This window comes from Micromonospora sp. NPDC002296 (assembly GCF_040296145.1).
Lineage (GTDB): Bacteria > Actinomycetota > Actinomycetes > Mycobacteriales > Micromonosporaceae > Micromonospora.
Genome location: NZ_JBEOWQ010000025.1, coordinates 39912 through 58186 on the forward strand (window position 1 = coordinate 39912; position 18275 = coordinate 58186).

Here is an 18275-nt window from a genome sequence, read left to right on the forward strand (position 1 = left end):
GCATTTCGCAGATCCGTCGATTCCACCGGACGCCAATCTTGACCCGCCCTTTACTCGGCGGTAACTTCGCGGGGCAGCGACCCGAACAGCACAACGCGCAACCAATTCAGATCATCCTCCATGATCCGCGGCGCGCTCATCGCATTGTCGCAGACGAATCGATCTCGAAGAGGAGCCGTCATGTCGGACGACACCGTACCCATCGAGCCGGTCCCGCCCCAGGGCGGCGTGCGCTGGCGGCGGTTCGCGGCCAGCCTGGCCGTCGTCGGCGCCGGTGCCGCAGGAATGGTGGTGCTGACCGCACAGGGAGTGCTCGGCGCGCAGTTCGCGATCTCCGGAATGCCCTTCGTGGTCACCGCCGACAAGCTCAGCGGGACCGGGTTCGAGCAGTTCGCCACCCTCGACCAGATGATCGAGGACAGCCCCAACCAGGGGGACACGGGCGGCCAGGTCGTCGTGATCGTCTCAGCGATCGACAAGGCCGAGCTGACCAACCTGTGCCAGAGCATCAACCTCGGCGGCATGTACATGAAGCTCACCGCCGGCAACGGCGGCAAGCCGGTCAGCGCCCGCACCCTGGTCGTGGACTCGGACGAGCTCTCCGGCAACGCCTCGTTCAAGTCCATCGACATCGGGCAGGACGCCAGCACGCTGGACAAGGTGCCCGGGGTGCGGGGCAACCCGGGGGTCTTCGGCCAGCAGGCCGACACGGTGACCATCACCGACCTGCGGCAGAACAACTACGCGACCACGGCGGCGGTCTTCACCCTGCCGAACCTGCGGATGCGGTTCACCTCCGAAGGGTGCTGAGATGACCGACGGTGGCGGGGCGCGGGTGGCCGGGACGGGGCGCGGCGGCGGGACGCGGGTGGCCGGAGCGGCGCGCGGTGGCGCGGTGCGGGGCAGCCGGTGGCGGGCCTGGCGGCACAGCCGCCCCTTCTGGGGCGGGCTGCTGGTCGCCCTCGGCGGCGCCGAGATCCTGGTGACCTTGCGCGCCCCGCTGCCGGTGATCCTGCACATCGGGCCGCAGGGGCTGGCCGGCTACCTCGTGCCGGTCATCCTGCTGCTCTGCGGCGTCCTGCTGATTGCCCACCCACCCCAGCGGATCTTCTACGCGCTGGTCTCCCTGGTGCTCGCCCTGGTCTCCTGGCTGACCTCCAACCTGGGCGGGTTCTTCGTCGGGCTGCTGCTCGCGCTCGTCGGCGGCTGCCTGGCGTTCGCCTGGACCCCGGCCAGGAAGCCCCGCCCCGGCACCGCCCCGGCGACCCACCCCGCCGCCCCGACCGCGGTGGCCCCGGTGGGCGACCCGGAGCCCCCCGCCGGCCCGGAGCCTTTCGCCGACCCGGAGCCTCCCGCCGTGCCGGAACCCACACCCGTGACCGAGGGACGACACTGGCGGGGGGTCGACCAGACGTAGCACGCCGTCCGGTGCACCGGACGGCGCCGGGTCCGGCGGGGTCCGGCCGGGGACGGCTTTCCCGTTGATGCGGACCCCCGGGCCGTCCGGTGCGTAACCTGTGCCCTGATCGGGTGGCCCTGCGGACAGGCCGGCCCACCCGGGACGGGAGAGGCATGACCGACGTGTCCGAACCAGGACGGGAGCCGTTCGTCCTGGGCCTGGTGGTTCATCCGCGCAACGACGTCAGCGAGTCGGTCGCGACGGTGACGCGGGCCGCCGCGCGTCACGGCTCACCCGTCGTGGCACGCCCGGGCGACGCCGCCCGGCTGGGCGACGGCGTGCTGACCATGGACGACCAGGAGTTCGTCGAGCGCGTCGACGCAGTGATCAGCCTCGGCGGGGACGGCACCATGCTCGGAGCCATGCGCCTGATGGCGGGACGGCAGACTCCCGTGCTCGGCGTCAACCACGGCAACCTCGGGTTCCTCGTCGAGGTCTCCCCGGCGCAGCTGCCCGCGGCGCTCGACGAGATGGTCCACGGCCGGTTCAGCCTCGAACCGCACAGCTGCCTGGAAGTCGACGGGTACACCGGCTCGCTCGGACCGGCGACCGCGTTCAACGACATCGTGCTCACCTGCGAACGTCCGGGGACGACGGTGACCCTGGACCTGGAGGTCAACGACGTCCGCCACGGCTACTACCGTTGTGACGCGGTGATCGCGTGCACACCCACCGGTTCCACCGCCTACAACTACGCCGCGGGAGGGCCGGTCATCTCCCCGGCGATCCCCGCGATCGGGCTGACGCCGGTGGCGCCCATGTCGGGCGTCAGCCGCACCATCGTCCTCGGCGGCGAGGAAACCGTCACGCTCCGCAATCCCTCCGAGCGGGAGGCCCTGCGGATGTCCCTCGACGGCGCGGCCGTCAGCCGGGTCGGGCCCGGGGGCCACGTGACCCTGCGGCTACGACCGAACGTCGTCAACGTGGTCCGGTTCGACGCCGCCGCCCTCGGGCGACGCAACCGCGTCAAGCTCAGCCTCCTCGACCTGCCGCTGCGCCCCGACCAACTGCTCGAACTCGTGCCCGAGCACCTGCGGGAACGCGCCAGGCAGATGCGGCGGTCGCGGGACGAGGCGGACTAACCGGCGGCGGTGTCCCGGACCGCCTCGGCGAAGACCTCGGAGCGGTGCTCGAAGTTGCGGAACCGCCCGTAGCTGGGCGCGGCCGGGGAGAGCAGCACCACCCCGTCGGCCGGGGTCAGCTCCCGGGCCCGCAGCACGGCGGCGACCAGGTCCTCGACCACCTCGGTACGCACCTTCGGCAACCCGGCGAGGGCACCCACGATCCGCTCCCCGCTGTCCGGGATGCCGAGCACGGTCAGCTCCCGCTCGGCCAGGTGCTCGCGCAGCGGTGTGTAGTCCAGCCCCCGGTCGGTGCCCCCGACGATCACCGTCAACGGCCGCCCCTCGTACGCGTCGATCGCGTGCATCGCCGCGTACGGGCTGGTGGCCAGGGTGTCGTCGACGAAGGTCAACCCGGACGGGTCGGCGATCTCGGTGAGCCGGTGGGCCAGCCCCTGGAACCCGGCGACCGCGACGGCGAGGGTGTCCTTCCGGGCCACCACGTCCACGCCGATGGCGTCGAGCACGGCGAGTGCGACGCACAGGTTGCCCTCGTTGTGCCGGCCCACCAGGGGCAGCACGGCGCGGGGGAACAGTGGGCGATCGGCGAGGTGGAACCAGGGCGCGCCGTCCGGGCCGGTGGCCACGTGGGTGGTGTCCGGCGAGCCGGCGCGCACGACCGACCGGTCTCCCAGCTCGGCGGCGAGCCGCGGGTCGGCGCCGTTGACCACCGCGGTCTCCGGCCCGTACGCCAGCAGGTTGAGCTTGTCCCGGTAGTACTCCCGTTCGCCGCCGTGCGCGTCCAGGTGCTCGGGAAAGAGTGAGGTGACCACCGCGATCCGGGGCGAGTCGGTCAGGTCGGTGCACTGGTAGCTGGACAGCTCCAGCACGTACAGGTCGGCCTCGGGCAGGTCCAGCAGCGGCACCCCGATGTTGCCGCCGAAGACGTTCGGCCGGTCGACCGCGGTGAGCAGGTGGCTGATCAGGCTGGACGTGGTGGACTTGCCCTTGCTGCCGGTCACCCCGACCGTACGCCGGGCGTGGTCGGCCATCCACAGCGCGCTGCCCTGCGTGACGGTGACGCCCCGGCGGCGCAGCTCGACCATCCACGGGTGGGTGTTCGGCACCCCGGGGGAGCGGACCACCACGTCGGCGGCGGCCAGTCGGGCGAGGCCCTCGTCGCCGGTGACCAGCGGGGCCGCCTCGGCCAGCGGGCCGTCCCACGGCAGGGCGAGGAAGTTGGTGCTGTCGTCCACGGCGACCAGGCCGGCCGGGCCGTGCGCGGCGATCGCGGTCACCGCCGCCTGGCCCTCCCGGCCGGCGCCCCAGACGGCGACGGCGCGTCCGCGCAGGTCAGACAGGCGCACAGGTGTTCTCCTCGGGCTGGGGGACGGTCGACGGCCCGGTCCGGCACAGCCGGGCACGGCCGGACGAACCAGGGCCTAGTATGGCGTGTGCCCAACGAGCAGCTCCGGCGGATGGACGCCTTCACCTTCCCGTCCTACTCGATCGACCTCGCCACCGGAGAGGCGTTGTTCGACTACGCCCTGACCGGCCCCGACGGCGAGCAGCGGTTCACCGAGATGATCACCCTGCCACTGCCGGCCGGGCCGCCCTCGGACGAGACGGTGGCCACCCTGGGCCGCGTCCTGGAGCTGCTGCACGTCGTCGCCGGGGTCAGCTACTACAAGGCCGCCGCACCGCCCCGGCTGGTGCTGCCGGCGCCGCTCGGCCCGGCCGCCGCCGAGCTGGTCACCGCCGTCTACACCAGGGGCCTCGCCGAGTACGCGTACCGCAACCAGCTCCCGCACGTGCTGGAGCTGGTCCCGGAGGTCCCCCCGGGCTCGGTGTCGCCCGCCCGCGAGTACGACAACTCCGACCTGCGCCCGCTGTCGGCCGTCGGCGGCGGCAAGGACTCCATCGTCAGCCTGGAGGCGCTGCGCCAGGCCGGCCTCGACCCGGTGCCGTTCTCGGTGAACCCGAACCACGTGATCTTCTCCGTCAACGAGGCGTCCGGGCTGGCCCCCCTTGCCGCCCGGCGGCGGCTCGACCCGGTGCTGTTCGACCTCAACGCGGCCGGCGCGCGCAACGGCCACATCCCGGTCACCGCGATCAACTCGCTGATCGCGGTCGCCACGGCGGTGCTCAACGGGCTCGGCCCGGTGGTGATGTCCAACGAACGGTCCGCGTCCGACCCGAACCTGGTCTGGAACGGGCACGAGATCAACCACCAGTGGTCCAAGGGCGTCGAGGCGGAGGGGCTGCTGCGGGCGGCGCTGGCCGAGCACGCGGGGCTCACCGAGCCGTACTTCTCGCTGCTGCGCTCCCTGTCCGAGTTGCACATCGCCCGGCTGTTCGCCGCGATCGACCGGTACGACGACGTGGTGACGAGCTGCAACGCCGCGTTCAAGCTGCGCGACGCGAGCGAGCGGTGGTGCCGCGACTGCCCGAAGTGCCGGTTCGTCTTCCTGGCCATGGCACCCTTCATGCCGCGCGAGCGGATCATCCACATCTTCGGCGGCGACCTGCTGGCCGACGAGGCCCAGATCCCCGGGTACCGCGAGCTGCTGGGCGTGGACGGGCACAAGCCGTTCGAGTGCGTCGGCGAGGTCGAGGAGTCGGTGGTGGCGCTCAGCCTGCTGGCCGAGCAGGACCAGTGGCGCGAGGCCCCGGTCGTCCGCGCCCTGGTCGACGCGGTCCCGGAGACCGCCTGGTCGGCGGCGGCATCGTCGGACGTCTTCACCCCGGGCGGCCCCAACCACATCCCCACCCCCTACGCCAAGGCCCTACCCACCCAAACCTGACCCCCCGCCCCGGCCCGGCCCGGCCCGGCCCGGCCCCGTTGATCATGAAGTTATTGCCGTCCGGCCCCGCGTGTCGTGGCAATAACTTCATGATCAACGGAGTGGAGGGCGGGGGCGGGGTGGGGGGTCAGGGGGTGCGGACGGCGTCCAGGGCGAGCAGGGCGACGTGCAGGGAGATGCACGCCTCCACGGAGTCGAGGTCGACGTCGAGGATCCGGGCGATGCGGGCCAGCCGCTCGTAGAAGGCGGGCCGGGACAGGTGTGCTGCGGCGGCACCGGCCGACTTGTTCCGGCCCTGCTCCAGGTACGCCCGCAGGGTGCCGAGCAACTGCTCCCGGGGGTGCCGGGCGTCGTACGCCAGCAGTGCACCCAGCTCGCGCTCGACGAAGGTCTGGAGACGCGGCTCGTCCCGCAGCAGGTGCAGCAGGCCGGCCAGTCCGACGTGCGGCAGCCGGAAGATCGGCAGTTCCCGGCGGTCCCGGCGGGCCGCGTCGGCGACCTGCCGCGCCTCGACCAGCGAGCGGCGTGCCTCCCGCAGGCTGCCCACCCCGGACCCGGCGGCGACGATCACCGCAGCCGGCCCGGCGGTCCGCAGCAGCGGCGGCGGCGCGCCGGACCCGGCGCTCCGGGGGTGCGGGGGCGCGCCGAGCACGGCCGGGGCCGCAGGGCCGGTGCCGCCCGGCCGGGTGGACCCCGCACCCGCAGCGGTCGTGCCGGTTCGGGCGGGGGTAGCACCCGGGACGGTCGTGCCGGTTCGGGCGGACCCGGCACCCGGGACGGACGCGCCGGGGCGGGCGGGGGTAGCACCCGGGACGGATGTGCCGGGGCGGGCGGGGGCGGCGTCGGGCGGGCGGGCCGGGGCGGCGTCCATCCGGTTGCGGCGCAGCGCGGCGGCGAAGGCGGCCAGCGCCCGCTCCTCTGCCGCCGCGTCGGGCAGGGCGAGCAGCACGCCGACGGCCTGGTCGTCGATGGCGCTGCTCAGCCCGGTCAGCTTCGCCTCGCCCAGGGCCTGCCCGACCGCCTCGGAAAGGTCCCGCAGCCGGGCCGGGCCGGCCTCCGGGTCGACCTGGCCGGACTCGCCCGGGCTGCCGACCTCGGCGGCCGGCTCGTCGGCCCGGTACCGCACCACCACGCCGACCAGGTGCCGGCGTTCGAGCACCACCCCGAGGGCCCGGGCCCGCAGGGCCACCTCGTCGACGGGGCGGGAGTGGTCCAGCAGGGCGGTGAGCAGGGTGCGGTGGATCTGCCGCTCCAACCCCTCCGCGTCGCGGCGGATCAGCCGGCCCAGCGCGAGGGCGGAGGCGGCCCGCTCGACGAGGATGGTCAGCCGGGTCGGCGGTCCGCCCGGCATCGGCCCGACCCGACCCGTCTCCGGGTCCGGCACCCCGTCAGGGACCGGCGCGGGGGTGGTCAGCTCACCGCCGCCCGGCCAGCGCAGCAGCAGCCGGCCCCAGTCCTGCCCCCGGGCCCCGACGGTGGTCACCAGCCAGCCGCTGTCCGAGTCGTACGCGGTGCGACCGGCCGGGCTGATCCGCCGCGAGTGCTGCTCCCAGCCGTCCAGCAGCAGTTCGGCGCTCTCCCCCGCCGGGTCGTACGCGAGCACCTGCCTGGACAGGTTCTCCAGCACCACCGGGCAGCCGGACAGCTCGGCGGCCTGCCGGACCACCTCCGCCGGGCCGGCGCCCTCGACCGACAGCTCGGTGAACCGCTGGTGGATCTCCTCGGTCGCCCGCAGCTCGGTGAGCTGGGCGTCGACGATCAGCGCGTGCACGGCCTCGGTCACCCGGACGAAGGGGGTGGCCCGGCGCAGCTCCACCAGCGGCAGGCCGCGCCGCTCGGCGGCGGCGGCCATCACCCGGGGTACGCCGGTGACGTACCGGCGGCCCAGCTCGACCACCAGACCGGAGACGCCGACGTCGGCCAGTGCGCCGATGAACACGCGCAGGCCGGCGTCGTCGGCGGGCAGCCCGATGCCGGTGGTGAGCACCAGTTCGCCGCCGCGTAGCAGGGTGGCGATGTCCGGCACCTCGGCCACGTGCACCCAGCGCACCGGCCGGTCCAGGCCGGCCTCCCCGGCGATCAGGCGGGGCGCGCCATGGCGGACCGGGTCCAACGCGAGGACCTCACGGACGGTAGGGAACACGGGCGACACGCTACCGTCCGTGACGTCGATTCCGCACGGGCCGCCGCTCAGTCCCGGGCCCGCGCCACTCAGTCCGCCCGGTGGCCTCGTGAACTGCTGAACTGCCGGAGTCACAGCTGCCACCGGCGGTGCGATATCGCACCGCGAGTCGAGGCGGACGGCGCGCAGGAGAGCGAAGTCCTTGCACCCTTCACGGACTGGCGACGCTCGCCGCGGCCGGGGCTGTCGTTCGCCGGGGGCTGACAGGCTAGTTTGCTCGGATGAGTCTCCTCGATGACGTCGCGAGGCGTGACAGTTGGCGATGCTGGGTGTGTGACGAGCCGGTCGACGCCGACATGTCGGTGAACGACCCGCGTGGTCCCAGCGTCGACAGCCGCACCGCCGACAAGAAGGCCAAGGTCGCCGAGCGACTCGCGCACCGTGCCTGCAACACCCGCAAGGGCGCTGTCAAGGTGGTCATCGCCTGGCCGGACCGTCTGCACGTGGTGGAGCCCGCGCCGCTGATCACCGTCGCCGAGCGGCTCGAACGCAAGGGTGGCCGCGAGCTGGTCGCCCGCTGTCCGAGCAGGAAGGACGCCCAGGAGGCGGCGGACTGGCTGGTCGACCGGTTCTCCCGGCTGGTGCCCGGACTGCCGGTGACCGCAAGCGTCGACGCGGGCGGCGGACAGTACCTCGTCGCCCTGTCCACCGGCCGCCGCTGACCGGTGGCCCTGGTCGGCGGGCCGCTGCCGACCAGGGCAGCCCGGACCCGAGCCACCACCAGCGCTGCTGCGCCACCCACGACACCCCCACCGCTCACAGTGCGTCGACGGCAGCGAGCGGCTCGCGCGTCCCCAGCGGCAGACGAGTTCACCGACGCCGGAGCAGCCCACGTTCGGCCATATGGGCGTGCAGGGTCTCGGCGTCCTCGGCGGACATCAAGCGGCGGGGGATCACGGTCGCCGGCATCCGGCCGACGTACACGATCCAGAACTCAGGGGTGTCCCTCACCTCGGCGACCCCGTCCCAGGCGATGCCACCGGACTCCGAGCCGCTGCGCATCATGATGTTGTCGTCGGTGATGTCGTAGGCGCCCTCGACGGCGTAGCGACTGGAGCGGCGCCGAGCGCGCCACCGCACCCACGGCGAGTACAGCATCGACAGCAGGCCAGCCACCACCATTGACAACCACAGCGGCGAGAGCTGCTCGCCCCACGCGAACCCCCGCGAGACAGCGAAGCCGATCGCCCCGACCGCCGCCAGCACCGCGCCGATATCGCGGTACCTACGCAATCGAACACTGCTGAGCGCAGCGGCCACGCGGCCCGGGTAGGCGGGATCGGCGGGGACGTCAAAACGGATGTGCACGCCAGAACGATAGTGCCCCCACCCGCCCCCGGGCAGCGCCTGATTCCCTCCCCGCTGGCCGGATCGCCGGGGCCGCCCGTTTCCAGCGGCAGATCCGGAGATCGGCTGGTGTGTCGAGCGGCCGATGGGTCAGGGTGAGGCGTGATCACCATCCAGCGGGAGCCAAGAGGCATCGGGCAGGAGGCTGTCGACGACCATGCATAGCTGCTCGTATGACGTGGCTGAAGCCTGGCCGTGGTCGCCGACGATGCCGGGAAGGGGAGCACTCACTCCTTCCACTCCTAACGTATAGCGCACCGGGGGGCTTGCGGCAAGACCCGGGGCGTGCCGCAGAATCGCTGGCCGAGGCCAGGAACTGGGGAAATGGGAGCCGCTAAATGCGCGTGTTGTTGTCGACGTACGGCTCGCGCGGGTGCGTCGGGCCGCTGGCGGGACTCGCCGTGCGGTGGCGGGCAGGCGGCGCGGAGGCGCTGGTGTGCGCGCCACCGCACGACACGTTCACGGAGCGGCTGGCCGGGGTCGGCGTGCCGCGCGTGGCGGTCGGCCGAGAGAGGCCGCCGGTGCCCGCGAGAGCCACGCGGAATCGTCGGGCCAGGACCCGGAACAAGAAAACCTGCGCGCAGTGGGTCGCAAGCGACCCCGGATCGGAGCGGATGCCGTGAACCCGTCGGCCAGCAGCCTGTTCGACCTTCCTGACCGCCTCTCCCCCAAGGCCGACCCGACGCTGATAGCGCGCGACGAGCACCACTTCGCGGCCATCGCGGAGAGCCTCGATCAGTTGTCCGCCGACCTGTCCGGTCGCCTCGACGTCGCGCGCAAGGCGCCCGGTGGCAAAGGTCGGCAGGCGGTGGATCGGGACGCGGAGGTCCGCCGGCTGACGGCTCGCCTCCGCACGCTGGGTCGCTTCGGTGTGGACCTGTGCCTCGGTCGCATGGTCAGCGCGGACAACCCCGATCCCGTGTACGTCGGGCGGCGTGGCCTCACCGACAGCGAGGGTCGTCGCTTGTTGCTCGACTGGCGCTCTCCCGCGGCTGAGCCGTTCTTCGGAGCGACCCACGCCAATCCGATGGGTCTGGCGAGCCGTCGCAGGTATCGCTGGACCCTCGGCCGGATCAGCGACTACTGGGATGAGGTGTTCACCTCGGACGGGCTTGAGGGGCACGCCGCGCTCGACGACCAGTCCGCCTTCATCGCCAGCCTGGGCGGCAGCCGGTCGGCCCGGATGCGGGACGTGCTCGGCACGATCCAGGCCGACCAGGATGCCATCATCCGCGCGGGATCGCGCGGCGCTCTCGTCGTGGACGGTGGCCCGGGTACGGGGAAGACCGTCGTGGCCCTGCACCGCACCGCCTATCTCCTCTACTCCGACCCTCGCCTCGGTCAACGCCAGGGTGGCGTGCTGTTCGTCGGCCCGCACCAGCCCTACCTGGCCTACGTCGCCGACGTCCTGCCCAGCCTCGGTGAGGAGGAGGTGCAGACCTGCACCCTGCGGGACCTCGTCGTCGAGGGCGCCGCGGCAACCGTCGAGACCGACCCGACCGTGGCGCTCCTGAAGTCGTCCGCGAACCTGGTGGAGGCGATCGAGGCGGCCGTCCGGTTCTACGAGGAGCCGCCGGCCGACCCGATGACGGTCACGACCGACGAGTCCGACATCTGGCTGAGCGCCGACGACTGGGCCGAGGCGTTCAAGGCACCGGGGCCCGGTGCCCCGCACAACGAGGCGCGTGACGAGGTCTGGGAGGAACTGCTCACGATCCTCATGGACAAGTACCACGGCGACGAGCCGGATGACCTGGTCCGCAGGTCGCTGCTGCGGAACCGGGAACTGCGCACCACCTTCAGCCGCGCCTGGCCGCTGCTCGACCCGGCCGACCTTGTCGGAGACCTGTGGTCGGTGCCCGCCTACCTGCGCAGGTGCGCTCCCTGGCTCAGCCCCGACGAGGTCCGCAAGCTGCAGCGCGGCGACGCCCAGGCCTGGACGGTGTCCGACCTGCCGCTCCTGGACGCGGCACGGCAGCGGCTCGGCGATCCGGAGGCGTCAGGGCGTAGGCGTCGGCATGACGCGACTGTCGCCACCGAACGCGCGCGGATGGCCACGGTCGTCGACGAACTGATCGAGGCCCACGCCTACGACGACGGTGAAGGTGTGCTGTCGAGCCTGCGCCAACTGGATCTCCAGGACGCCCTGGTCGACGAGGCCGCACTGCCCGGGACCGCCCCGGACCTGCTCGCCGGCCCGTTCGCGCACATCGTCGTGGACGAGGCTCAGGAACTGACCGACGCCGAGTGGCAGATGTTGTTGCTCCGCTGCCCGTCCCGGAGCTTCACCATCGTCGGGGACCGCGCCCAGGCCCGGCACGGGTTCACGGAGTCGTGGCGGGAACGGCTCGAACGGATCGGGCTCGACCGGATCGAGCTGGCCTCCCTGAGCATCAACTACCGGACGCCGGAAGAGATCATGGCGGAGGCCGAGCCGATCATCCGGGCCGTGCTCCCGGACGCCAACGTGCCGACCTCCATCCGCAGCGGCGGCGTCCCCGTCGTACACGGGTCTGCCTCGGATCTGGGTTCGGTCCTCGACGCCTGGCTCGCCGCGCACGCCGAGGGGACCGCCTGCGTCATCGGCGACCCCACGTTCCGGGCGACGTCCCGGGTCCGGTCGCTGACCCCGGAGCTGTCGAAGGGGCTCGAGTTCGACCTGGTCGTCCTCGTCGACCCCGACGCGTTCGGCGACGGCATCGAAGGAGCGGTCGACCGCTACGTCGCGATGACCCGAGCGACCCAGCAGCTCGTCGTCCTCACGAGCTGCTGACGCCGGGATGCCTGTACCGGGCGGACACGTACGGCCGGTCGGCGACGCCGGCCGCGTCCGGGGCACGGCGATGTGCACGTGCCTGCCCGGCGAGCGTGGGGTTGCGGGGCAATCCGCCCCGCAACCCCGTGGCCCTCAGTGTGCGGGTTGGTGTTCCGGCGTCGAGTCGCTGAGCGGATGGGCGATCTCGTCCCGGTGCAGACCGGCGGCGACGATGGCGACGGCTGCCAGCGCGAGAGGCGCAAGCCCAGCGACGGAGAACAGCACGCCGGCCGACAGATGCTCGGACAGGACACCGACAAGGGCGATCGACAGGGGCATGAAGGCGATGGAGATGAGGAAGTCCAGGCTCGCGATCCGGCCGATCATGTCGAGGGGTACGCGTTGCTGGAGCAGCGTCCCCCAGATGACCATACCGACGCCGGTGAGTGCGCCGTTGACGAACAGGGCGGCACCGATGGCCCAGAGCGAGCTCGTGACGGCCAGTGCGACGAGCGGAAGGCAGCCGAGTGCCCAACTTCCGATCATCGTGGTGAGGTAGCGGCGTGGCATGGTGATCGAGCCGGCGACGAGTGAGCCCACGAGGCCACCGACGCCCAGCGCGGCGACGAGGAGTCCGTAGGCGGAAGCGCCATCGGCGTGCTGATTGCGGATGGTGGTCGGGAGGATCACCTGGACAGGGCCGCTGACGACGAGTCCCATGACGGACGCGAAGGCGACGCTGGCGAGGATCCACGGGGTGCGGACGGCGCAGCGGAACCCGCTGACGAAGTCGTGGAGAGGATGTGCGCGTTCCGCCCCGCGGGTGACGGCGTCGGTGGGGAGGGCGAGCGAGCACAGCAGGGCGAGGCCGCACGCGACGGCGATGAGGGCGGCACCGGCGCCGGGTACGACGGCGCCGATGACGGCTCCGACGGCGGCGGGGGCCAGTGCCTGCTGGACGGTAGGCCGGGTGGCGCCCTCCAGTCCGTTGACGGCCATGAGGTCCCCGGCAGGCACGACGTGGGGCACCAGGGCGGTGTAGGCGGGGAAGAGGAAGGCGGCCGTCGCGCCCATGACGAAGGCGGAGACGCTGAGCTGCCACAGGTGGACGTGCCCGGTGAGCGAGAGGACCGCGATCAGGAGGGCGGTCGCCAGGTTGAGGGCCAGCACGCCGACCAGGATCAGCTTCTTGGGCATGCGGTCCGCGACGACGCCGCCGACGAGCGACATGGCGAGGAGCCCGATGCCGGTCCAGGTCACCACCGAGGACAGTGCGACCGCGGTGGCGTCGAGAGCCAGTGCTTCCAGGACGAGGTAGAGGCTCCAGGCCCCACTGGCGAACAGTTCGAGCACCATGGCCGCGAACAGGAGCCGGTAGTCGCGGTGTCGCAGCGGGGCGAGGACGGAGAGGCGGGGGCGCGTGGTGGTCATGGCAGGTCCTTGCCGTCGGCGGCGAGCGGCAGGGTGGGCCATGCCGCGAGGTCGTTGAGGAGCTGACGGTCGTGGGTGGCGACGACGACCGCCGCCGGCGTCGTGAGCAGGGCGGCGGTCAGCTCGTCGACCAGGGCGGCCGACAGGTGGTTGGTGGGTTCGTCGAGGATCAGCAGGTCAGGCAGCTCGGCCAGCCGCAGCGCGAGGTTCAACCTGCGTTGCTGGCCCTGGGACATTCGCCCGACGGGGGTACGAAGGGCCGCCCTGTCGAGCAGGTTCGTCGCGGTCAGGGGCAGGACGTCCCTGTCGCCGAGCTGTTCTGCGGACCGGAGCCGGCCGACGTGCTGGTCGTACAACTCGTGGGCGAGCACGGTCGCCGGCCAGTCCGGAACTTCCTGCCCGAGGTACGCCACGCGTGCCCGGGAGAGGTGACGGACCTCCCCGGTCGACGGTTCGAGGTCTTCCGCCAGCACCGCGAGCAGCGTCGACTTGCCCGCCCCGTTCGGGCCGGTCACCAGCAGGCGGTCCCCGCCATCGAGGGTGCGCGTGACGGGTCGGTGGAGTCGCCCGGTCACGGTGACGTCGTGGCAGCGCAGGATGGGCAGGCCGGGACGGGTGCCGACGCCGGGCCAGCGCAGTGGCAGTGGCGGCTCCGGCACGGTGATCCGGTGGGCGTCGAGCGCCTCCTGCCGGCGCCGGAGCGCCTGGACGAGACCGGGGGCGCGGGACTGGCGCTGGTGTTTGCCGTGTCCCTTCTCCGGTCGCCAGCCGGTGCTGAGCCGGCCCTGTGCCTCGTGCACCGCGCCGGCCAGCCGCTGTTGTTCGGCCTGTTGCGCCTCGTGGTCCCGGACCCAGCGCCCGCGTTCACGCAGACGCCCGTCCTGCCAGCCCGCGTACCCGCCGGCGAACAGGCGCGGTCGTCCGTCCTCACTCGGGTCGAGGTCCAGGAACTCCGCGGCCACGTCCCTGAGCAGGGCACGGTCGTGGGTCACGATCACCACCCCGCCCGAGTGCTCACGCAGCCGTGCGGTGAGGAACGCCAGGCCGTCGGCGTCGAGATGATTGGTCGGCTCGTCCAGCATCAGCAGGTCGTGGCGCGCCCCCAGGAGGCACGCCAGGCGGACCCGGTAGCGCTGACCGACCGACAACGTCGACAGCGCACGTCCCCGGTCGGCACAGGCATCGAGTCCGGCCAACGCCATGTCGACACGGCGCTCGGCGTCCCAGGCGTCGAGCCGGGTCGCCGCGTCGAGCGCGGTGGAGTACGCGGTGTCCGCGCCCGCCCTGCCCTCGGTCATCGCGGTCGCGGCGTCGTCGAGCGCCCGCAGGGCGCGCTGGGACTCCTGTGTCACACCCGCGAGGAGGGTGCCCACCGTCTCGCCGCCGCGCGATTCCAGGGCCTGCCGGGCAACGCCGATCGTGCCGATCCGTTCCACCGTGCCCTGGTCGGGCGGGAGCATGCCGGCCAGCACGTGGAGCAACGTCGTCTTGCCGCGGCCGTTCTCGCCGACGAGGGCCAGGCGGGTGCCGGCGGAGACGGTCACGCTGACATCGGACAGCACCACCCGTCCGCCCAGCACGACGCGTACGCCGTCAGCCCGGACATGTGCCCGGTCCCCGGCCGGCAGCCGGCCGTTCCAGGTGAGGTCAGGCCCCGCAGTCAGGTTCTGCGATGACGCTTGTTCAGGATTTTTCACTCTGCGCTCTTCGGCTCGTCACGGAGCCGGGCAGCACAAGGAGACCGCCCGGCGGGAACGCCAGGACGGCGGAGCAGAGCTACATCAGAGGAAGTCGGTCAACCCTGCCGCCGTCAGCGGAGGGACCAGGGCTTCATCATGCCGATACCTGAGTACATGCCGAGGACCATACCCGACCGGCTCGGGCTGGCCAGCCCGATGGCTACCTTCTCGGCTCGTACCGCATCGCCACCGCCCCCGAGCCGAACTCCAGCCGGCTCACGAGCTTCAAGTCGACATGCTTCGACAGCCCCGCGAACAACGCCGGCCCGCGGCCCGCGAGCCTGGGCTGCACCACGAACTCGTACTCATCGATCAATCCCAGTTCCGTCAACGCCAGCGGGAGCTTCACACCTCCCACGAACAGTCCCTTGCCCGGCTCCCGCTTGAGCTGCTGAACGGCCTGACCCAGATCCCCGCGCACGAGTTCCGCGTTCCAATCGACCCGCTCCAGGGTGCTCGACACGACGTACTTCTTTGCCGCGTCGATCGTTCGGGCGAAGGGTTCCGTCCAATCAGGTCTCGCTCCCGTCTGCGCCGACGGCCGCCACGCTGCCTCCATCATTTCGTAGGTCACCCGGCCGAGAAGAAGCGCATCGGCCTGGTTGAGGTTCCCGATGTGGTGACGATGCAGGTCTTCGTCCGCGGGGATTGCCCGATGATCGCAGCACCCGTCCAGGGTGACGTTGATGGAGTACCGAAGGGGCCGCATTACCGCGACACATTACTAGGCCGGGTCGTCGCGGCTCAGCTCCCAGCAGGCCACGGCGGTGGCGGCGGCCACGTTGAGCGAGTCCACCCCACGCCGCATCGGGATCACCACCCGCACGTCGCCGGCGTCCATCGCGGCCCGGGTCAGCCCGGCCCCCTCCGCGCCCAGCAGCAGCGCCGAGCGGGCCCGGGCGGCGGCGTCGAGACGTTGGATCGGCACCGCGTCCGGCGCGGGGGTCAGCGCCAGCACCGCGAAGCCGGCCGCGCGGACGTCGGCGAGCGCGTCCGGCCAGGGCGCCAGCCGGGCGTACGGCACGGCGAAGACCTCCCCCATGCTGACCCGGACGCTGCGCCGGTAGAGCGGGTCGGCGCAGGACGGGGAGAGCAGCACGGCGTCCACCCCCAGCGCGGCCACCGCCCGGAAGATCGCACCCAGGTTGGTGTGGTTGTTGACGTCCTCCAGGATCACCACCCGCCGGGCGTCGGCGAGCACCTCGGCCGCGTCCGGCAGCGGCTTGCGGTGGAACGAGGCGAGCACCCCCCGGTGCACGTGGAAGCCGGTGGCCCGCTCCAGCACCTCCTGGGTGGCCGCGTACACGGGGGCGTCGCCGGTGTCGAGGTCGGCGAGCTGGTCGACGCGCTTGGCGTCGACCAGGAACGACCGGGCGGGGTAGCCGGCCCGCAGCGCCCGGCGCAGCACCAGCTCCCCCTCGGCGATGAACAGGCCGTGCGGCGGCTCCCACCGGGTGCGCAGCTCCACGTCGGTGAGGGCGCGGTAGTCGGCGATCCGGTCGTCGTCGGGGTCGGTGATCTGGTGGACGGGCACCCGGCGATTCTGCCGGACCGCGCCGCCGGCCCCGCGCGCCGGTCACCGGGTCGGCGTTTTCCGCCGGTACGAACGGGAACGACGCCCCGGGGAACTCGGACTCGACCGGAGGGACGGACAGGTGGGCGCACGCCAGACACCGGACGGGCGGGTCACGCTGCCGAAGAACGCCACCGTCGCCGATCACGTCGTGGCCCGGCTGGCGCAGTGGGGCGTACGCCGGTACTTCGGCTTGCCCGGCGACGGCATCAACGGCATGACCTCGGCGCTGCAACGCGCCGCCGGGCGGGCGGAGTTCGTCCAGGTGCGGCACGAGGAGACCGCCGGTTTCGCCGCCTCGGCGCACGTGAAGTACGGCGGCGGCCCGCTCGGCTGTGCCCTGGTCACCAGCGGCCCCGGGGCGGTCCACCTGCTCAACGGCCTGTACGACGCGAAGCTGGACCACCAGCCGGTGGTGGCCCTGGTCGGGAACACCGCGCTGACCGCCGAGGGCGGCGGCTATTACCAGGAGATCGACCTGCTCGCCCTCTACAAGGATGTCGCCTCGGCGTTCCTGGCCCAGCTCGACGACCCGTCCCAGGCGCGGCACCTGGTGGACCGGGCCTGCCGGACGGCGCTGGCCCGGCGTACCGTCACCGCGCTGGTGCTCCCCCTGGACGTGCAGGACCGCCCGGCGGTGCCGGACCCGCCGCACGCCCACGGCTACTACCACACCAGCGCCGTGCCGAGCAGCGCCACCACCGTGCCGCCGGAGGCCGACGTGCGCCGGGCCGCCGAGGTGCTGCGCGGCGGCGAGCGGGTGGCGATGCTGGTCGGCCAGGGCGCGCTGGGCGCCGAGAGCGAGGTACGACAGATCGCCGACCGGCTCGGCGCCGGGGTGGCCGCCGCCCTGCTCGGGTTCGCCGCCGTCGACCACCGCGAGCCGTGGGTCACCGGGGCGATCGGGCTGCTCGGCACCCGGCCGAGCTGGCAGCTCATGCGCGACTGCGACCGGCTGCTGATCGTGGGCAGCAACATGCCGTACTCGGAGTTCTACCCGCCCGAGGGGCAGGCCCGGGCCGTGCAGATCGACGTGGACGGCAGCCGGATGGGGCTGCGCTACCCCACCGAGGTCAACCTCACCGGCGACGCCGGGCCGACGCTGCGGGCGCTGCTGCGCGAGCTGGGCCCCGGCCCGGCCCCGACCGCCTGGCGGCAGAAGATCGCCGACGCCACCTCCGCCTGGCGGCGTGCCCAGCGGGAGATCGCCGGCCAGCCCGCCGACCCGGTGAACCCGCAGTCGCTGTTCACGGCGCTGGACGACCAGCTACCGGGGGACGTGATGCTCTCGGTGGACTGCGGCACCAGCACCGCCTGGTACGCCCGGCACGTACGGGTCCGCCCCGGGATGCTGGCCAGCCTGTCGGGCACCCTGCTGTCCATGGGCGGGGGCATGCCGTACGGGATCGCGGCGAAGTTCGCCCACCCGGACCGGCCGCTGGTGGCGCTGCTCGGCGACGGTGCGATGCAGATGAACGGGGTCAACGAGCTGATCACCGTGGCGAAGTACTGGCGGAGCTGGTCGGATCCCCGGTTCGTGGTGCTGGTGCTGAACAACCGGGACCTCGCCTTCGTCAGCTGGGAGCAGCGCTCCACCGAGGGCACGCCGGCGTACCCGGCCAGCCAGGACCTGCCCGACGTCGACTACCACCGGTGGGCGGAGGTGCTCGGCCTGCACGGCGTCCTGGTCGACTCCCCCGACCAGGTGCCGGACGTGTGGCGGCGCGCCCTGACCGCCGACCGGCCGACGGTGATCAACGCGGTGGTGGACCCGGCGGAGCTGATGCTGCCCCCGCACTTCACCGGCGAACAGGCGCGCAACACGGCGGCGGCGATGCTGCGCGGCGACGCCGACCGGGCGGGGATCATCCGGCGCGGCGTGCCCAGCGCCGTCGCCACCTGGCGTCCCCGCCGCCGCTGAGCG

At 72.8% G+C, this 18275-nt stretch carries 14 protein-coding genes; 7 read left to right on the forward strand and 7 right to left on the reverse strand.

The genetic code is table 11. The features are described from left to right. Window positions 1–180 precede the first annotated feature (180 nt). The 3 genes from ABT023_RS19615 to ABT023_RS19625 all read left to right on the forward strand — a co-directional run bounded on the left by ABT023_RS19615 (window position 181) and on the right by ABT023_RS19625 (window position 2541). Window positions 181–810 (forward strand): DUF6230 family protein, encoded by a 630-nt coding sequence (locus ABT023_RS19615; protein ID WP_350887569.1) that lies wholly within the window; start codon window positions 181–183, stop codon window positions 808–810. Window position 811: 1 nt separating this feature from the next. Then, a complete protein-coding gene (locus ABT023_RS19620; protein ID WP_350887572.1) occupies window positions 812–1417 on the forward strand; it encodes a DUF6114 domain-containing protein in 606 nt (201 codons plus the stop codon). Window positions 1418–1572: 155 nt separating this feature from the next. After that, complete coding sequence (locus ABT023_RS19625; RefSeq protein WP_350887575.1) at window positions 1573–2541, forward strand: NAD(+)/NADH kinase; 969 nt, start codon at window positions 1573–1575, stop codon at window positions 2539–2541. Here ABT023_RS19625 and murD read toward each other — a convergent pair. Further along, on the reverse strand, window positions 2538–3887 hold the full coding sequence (gene murD, locus ABT023_RS19630; RefSeq protein ID WP_350887577.1) for a UDP-N-acetylmuramoyl-L-alanine--D-glutamate ligase: 1350 nt from the start codon (window positions 3885–3887) through the stop codon (window positions 2538–2540). The two genes, ABT023_RS19625 and murD, sit on opposite strands and share 4 nt — an antisense overlap. Before the next feature lie 87 nt (window positions 3888–3974). Between murD and ABT023_RS19635 the strand changes: the two genes are divergently transcribed. Then, on the forward strand, window positions 3975–5324 hold the full coding sequence (locus tag ABT023_RS19635) for a MurL-like N-terminal domain-containing (protein WP_350887580.1): 1350 nt from the start codon (window positions 3975–3977) through the stop codon (window positions 5322–5324). 127 nt (window positions 5325–5451) lie between these two features. Here the strand turns inward: ABT023_RS19635 and ABT023_RS19640 are convergent, their stop codons facing one another. Beyond that, window positions 5452–7467 (reverse strand): PucR family transcriptional regulator, encoded by a 2016-nt coding sequence (locus ABT023_RS19640; protein WP_350887582.1) that lies wholly within the window; start codon window positions 7465–7467, stop codon window positions 5452–5454. Between the two features lie 260 nt (window positions 7468–7727). On the opposite strand from ABT023_RS19640, the gene ABT023_RS19645 reads away from it, so the two are divergent. Next, on the forward strand, window positions 7728–8168 hold the full coding sequence (locus ABT023_RS19645; RefSeq protein ID WP_350887585.1) for a hypothetical protein: 441 nt from the start codon (window positions 7728–7730) through the stop codon (window positions 8166–8168). Between the two features lie 148 nt (window positions 8169–8316). Here the strand turns inward: ABT023_RS19645 and ABT023_RS19650 are convergent, their stop codons facing one another. Further along, complete coding sequence (locus ABT023_RS19650; RefSeq protein ID WP_350887588.1) at window positions 8317–8814, reverse strand: YcxB family protein; 498 nt, start codon at window positions 8812–8814, stop codon at window positions 8317–8319. A gap of 622 nt (window positions 8815–9436) precedes the next feature. On the opposite strand from ABT023_RS19650, the gene helR reads away from it, so the two are divergent. Then, entirely contained in the window at window positions 9437–11626 is a 2190-nt protein-coding gene (helR, locus tag ABT023_RS19655) for an RNA polymerase recycling motor ATPase HelR (protein ID WP_350887591.1), read from the forward strand. Window positions 11627–11761: 135 nt separating this feature from the next. Here the strand turns inward: helR and ABT023_RS19660 are convergent, their stop codons facing one another. The 4 genes from ABT023_RS19660 to ABT023_RS19675 all read right to left on the reverse strand — a co-directional run bounded on the left by ABT023_RS19660 (window position 11762) and on the right by ABT023_RS19675 (window position 16312). Next, the gene (locus ABT023_RS19660) at window positions 11762–13039 is read right to left on the reverse strand and encodes an MFS transporter (RefSeq protein ID WP_350887594.1); all 1278 of its coding nucleotides are present in this window, start codon (window positions 13037–13039) and stop codon (window positions 11762–11764) included. Then, window positions 13036–14703: an ABC-F family ATP-binding cassette domain-containing protein gene (locus tag ABT023_RS19665; RefSeq protein ID WP_350887667.1), complete on the reverse strand. Its 1668-nt coding sequence runs from the start codon at window positions 14701–14703 to the stop codon at window positions 13036–13038. The genes ABT023_RS19660 and ABT023_RS19665 overlap by 4 nt, the downstream gene beginning before the upstream one ends. Window positions 14704–14938: 235 nt before the next feature. Then, the gene (locus ABT023_RS19670) at window positions 14939–15487 is read right to left on the reverse strand and encodes a dihydrofolate reductase family protein (protein ID WP_350887597.1); all 549 of its coding nucleotides are present in this window, start codon (window positions 15485–15487) and stop codon (window positions 14939–14941) included. A gap of 15 nt (window positions 15488–15502) precedes the next feature. Further along, the gene (locus ABT023_RS19675; protein ID WP_350887600.1) at window positions 15503–16312 is read right to left on the reverse strand and encodes a TrmH family RNA methyltransferase; all 810 of its coding nucleotides are present in this window, start codon (window positions 16310–16312) and stop codon (window positions 15503–15505) included. A 121-nt stretch (window positions 16313–16433) separates the two neighbouring features. On the opposite strand from ABT023_RS19675, the gene ABT023_RS19680 reads away from it, so the two are divergent. After that, window positions 16434–18272 (forward strand): thiamine pyrophosphate-requiring protein, encoded by a 1839-nt coding sequence (locus ABT023_RS19680; protein ID WP_350887602.1) that lies wholly within the window; start codon window positions 16434–16436, stop codon window positions 18270–18272. Window positions 18273–18275: the final 3 nt, after the last annotated feature.

Coding starts and splice junctions, on each gene's coding strand:
- ABT023_RS19620 (WP_350887572.1), top strand. CDS start 812: ATGACCGACGGTGGCGGGGCGCGGGTGGCCGGGACGGGGCGCGGCGGC.
- ABT023_RS19645 (WP_350887585.1), top strand. CDS start 7,728: ATGAGTCTCCTCGATGACGTCGCGAGGCGTGACAGTTGGCGATGCTGG.
- ABT023_RS19615 (WP_350887569.1), top strand. CDS start 181: ATGTCGGACGACACCGTACCCATCGAGCCGGTCCCGCCCCAGGGCGGC.
- ABT023_RS19670 (WP_350887597.1), bottom strand. CDS start 15,487: ATGCGGCCCCTTCGGTACTCCATCAACGTCACCCTGGACGGGTGCTGC.
- ABT023_RS19625 (WP_350887575.1), top strand. CDS start 1,573: ATGACCGACGTGTCCGAACCAGGACGGGAGCCGTTCGTCCTGGGCCTG.
- ABT023_RS19660 (WP_350887594.1), bottom strand. CDS start 13,039: ATGACCACCACGCGCCCCCGCCTCTCCGTCCTCGCCCCGCTGCGACAC.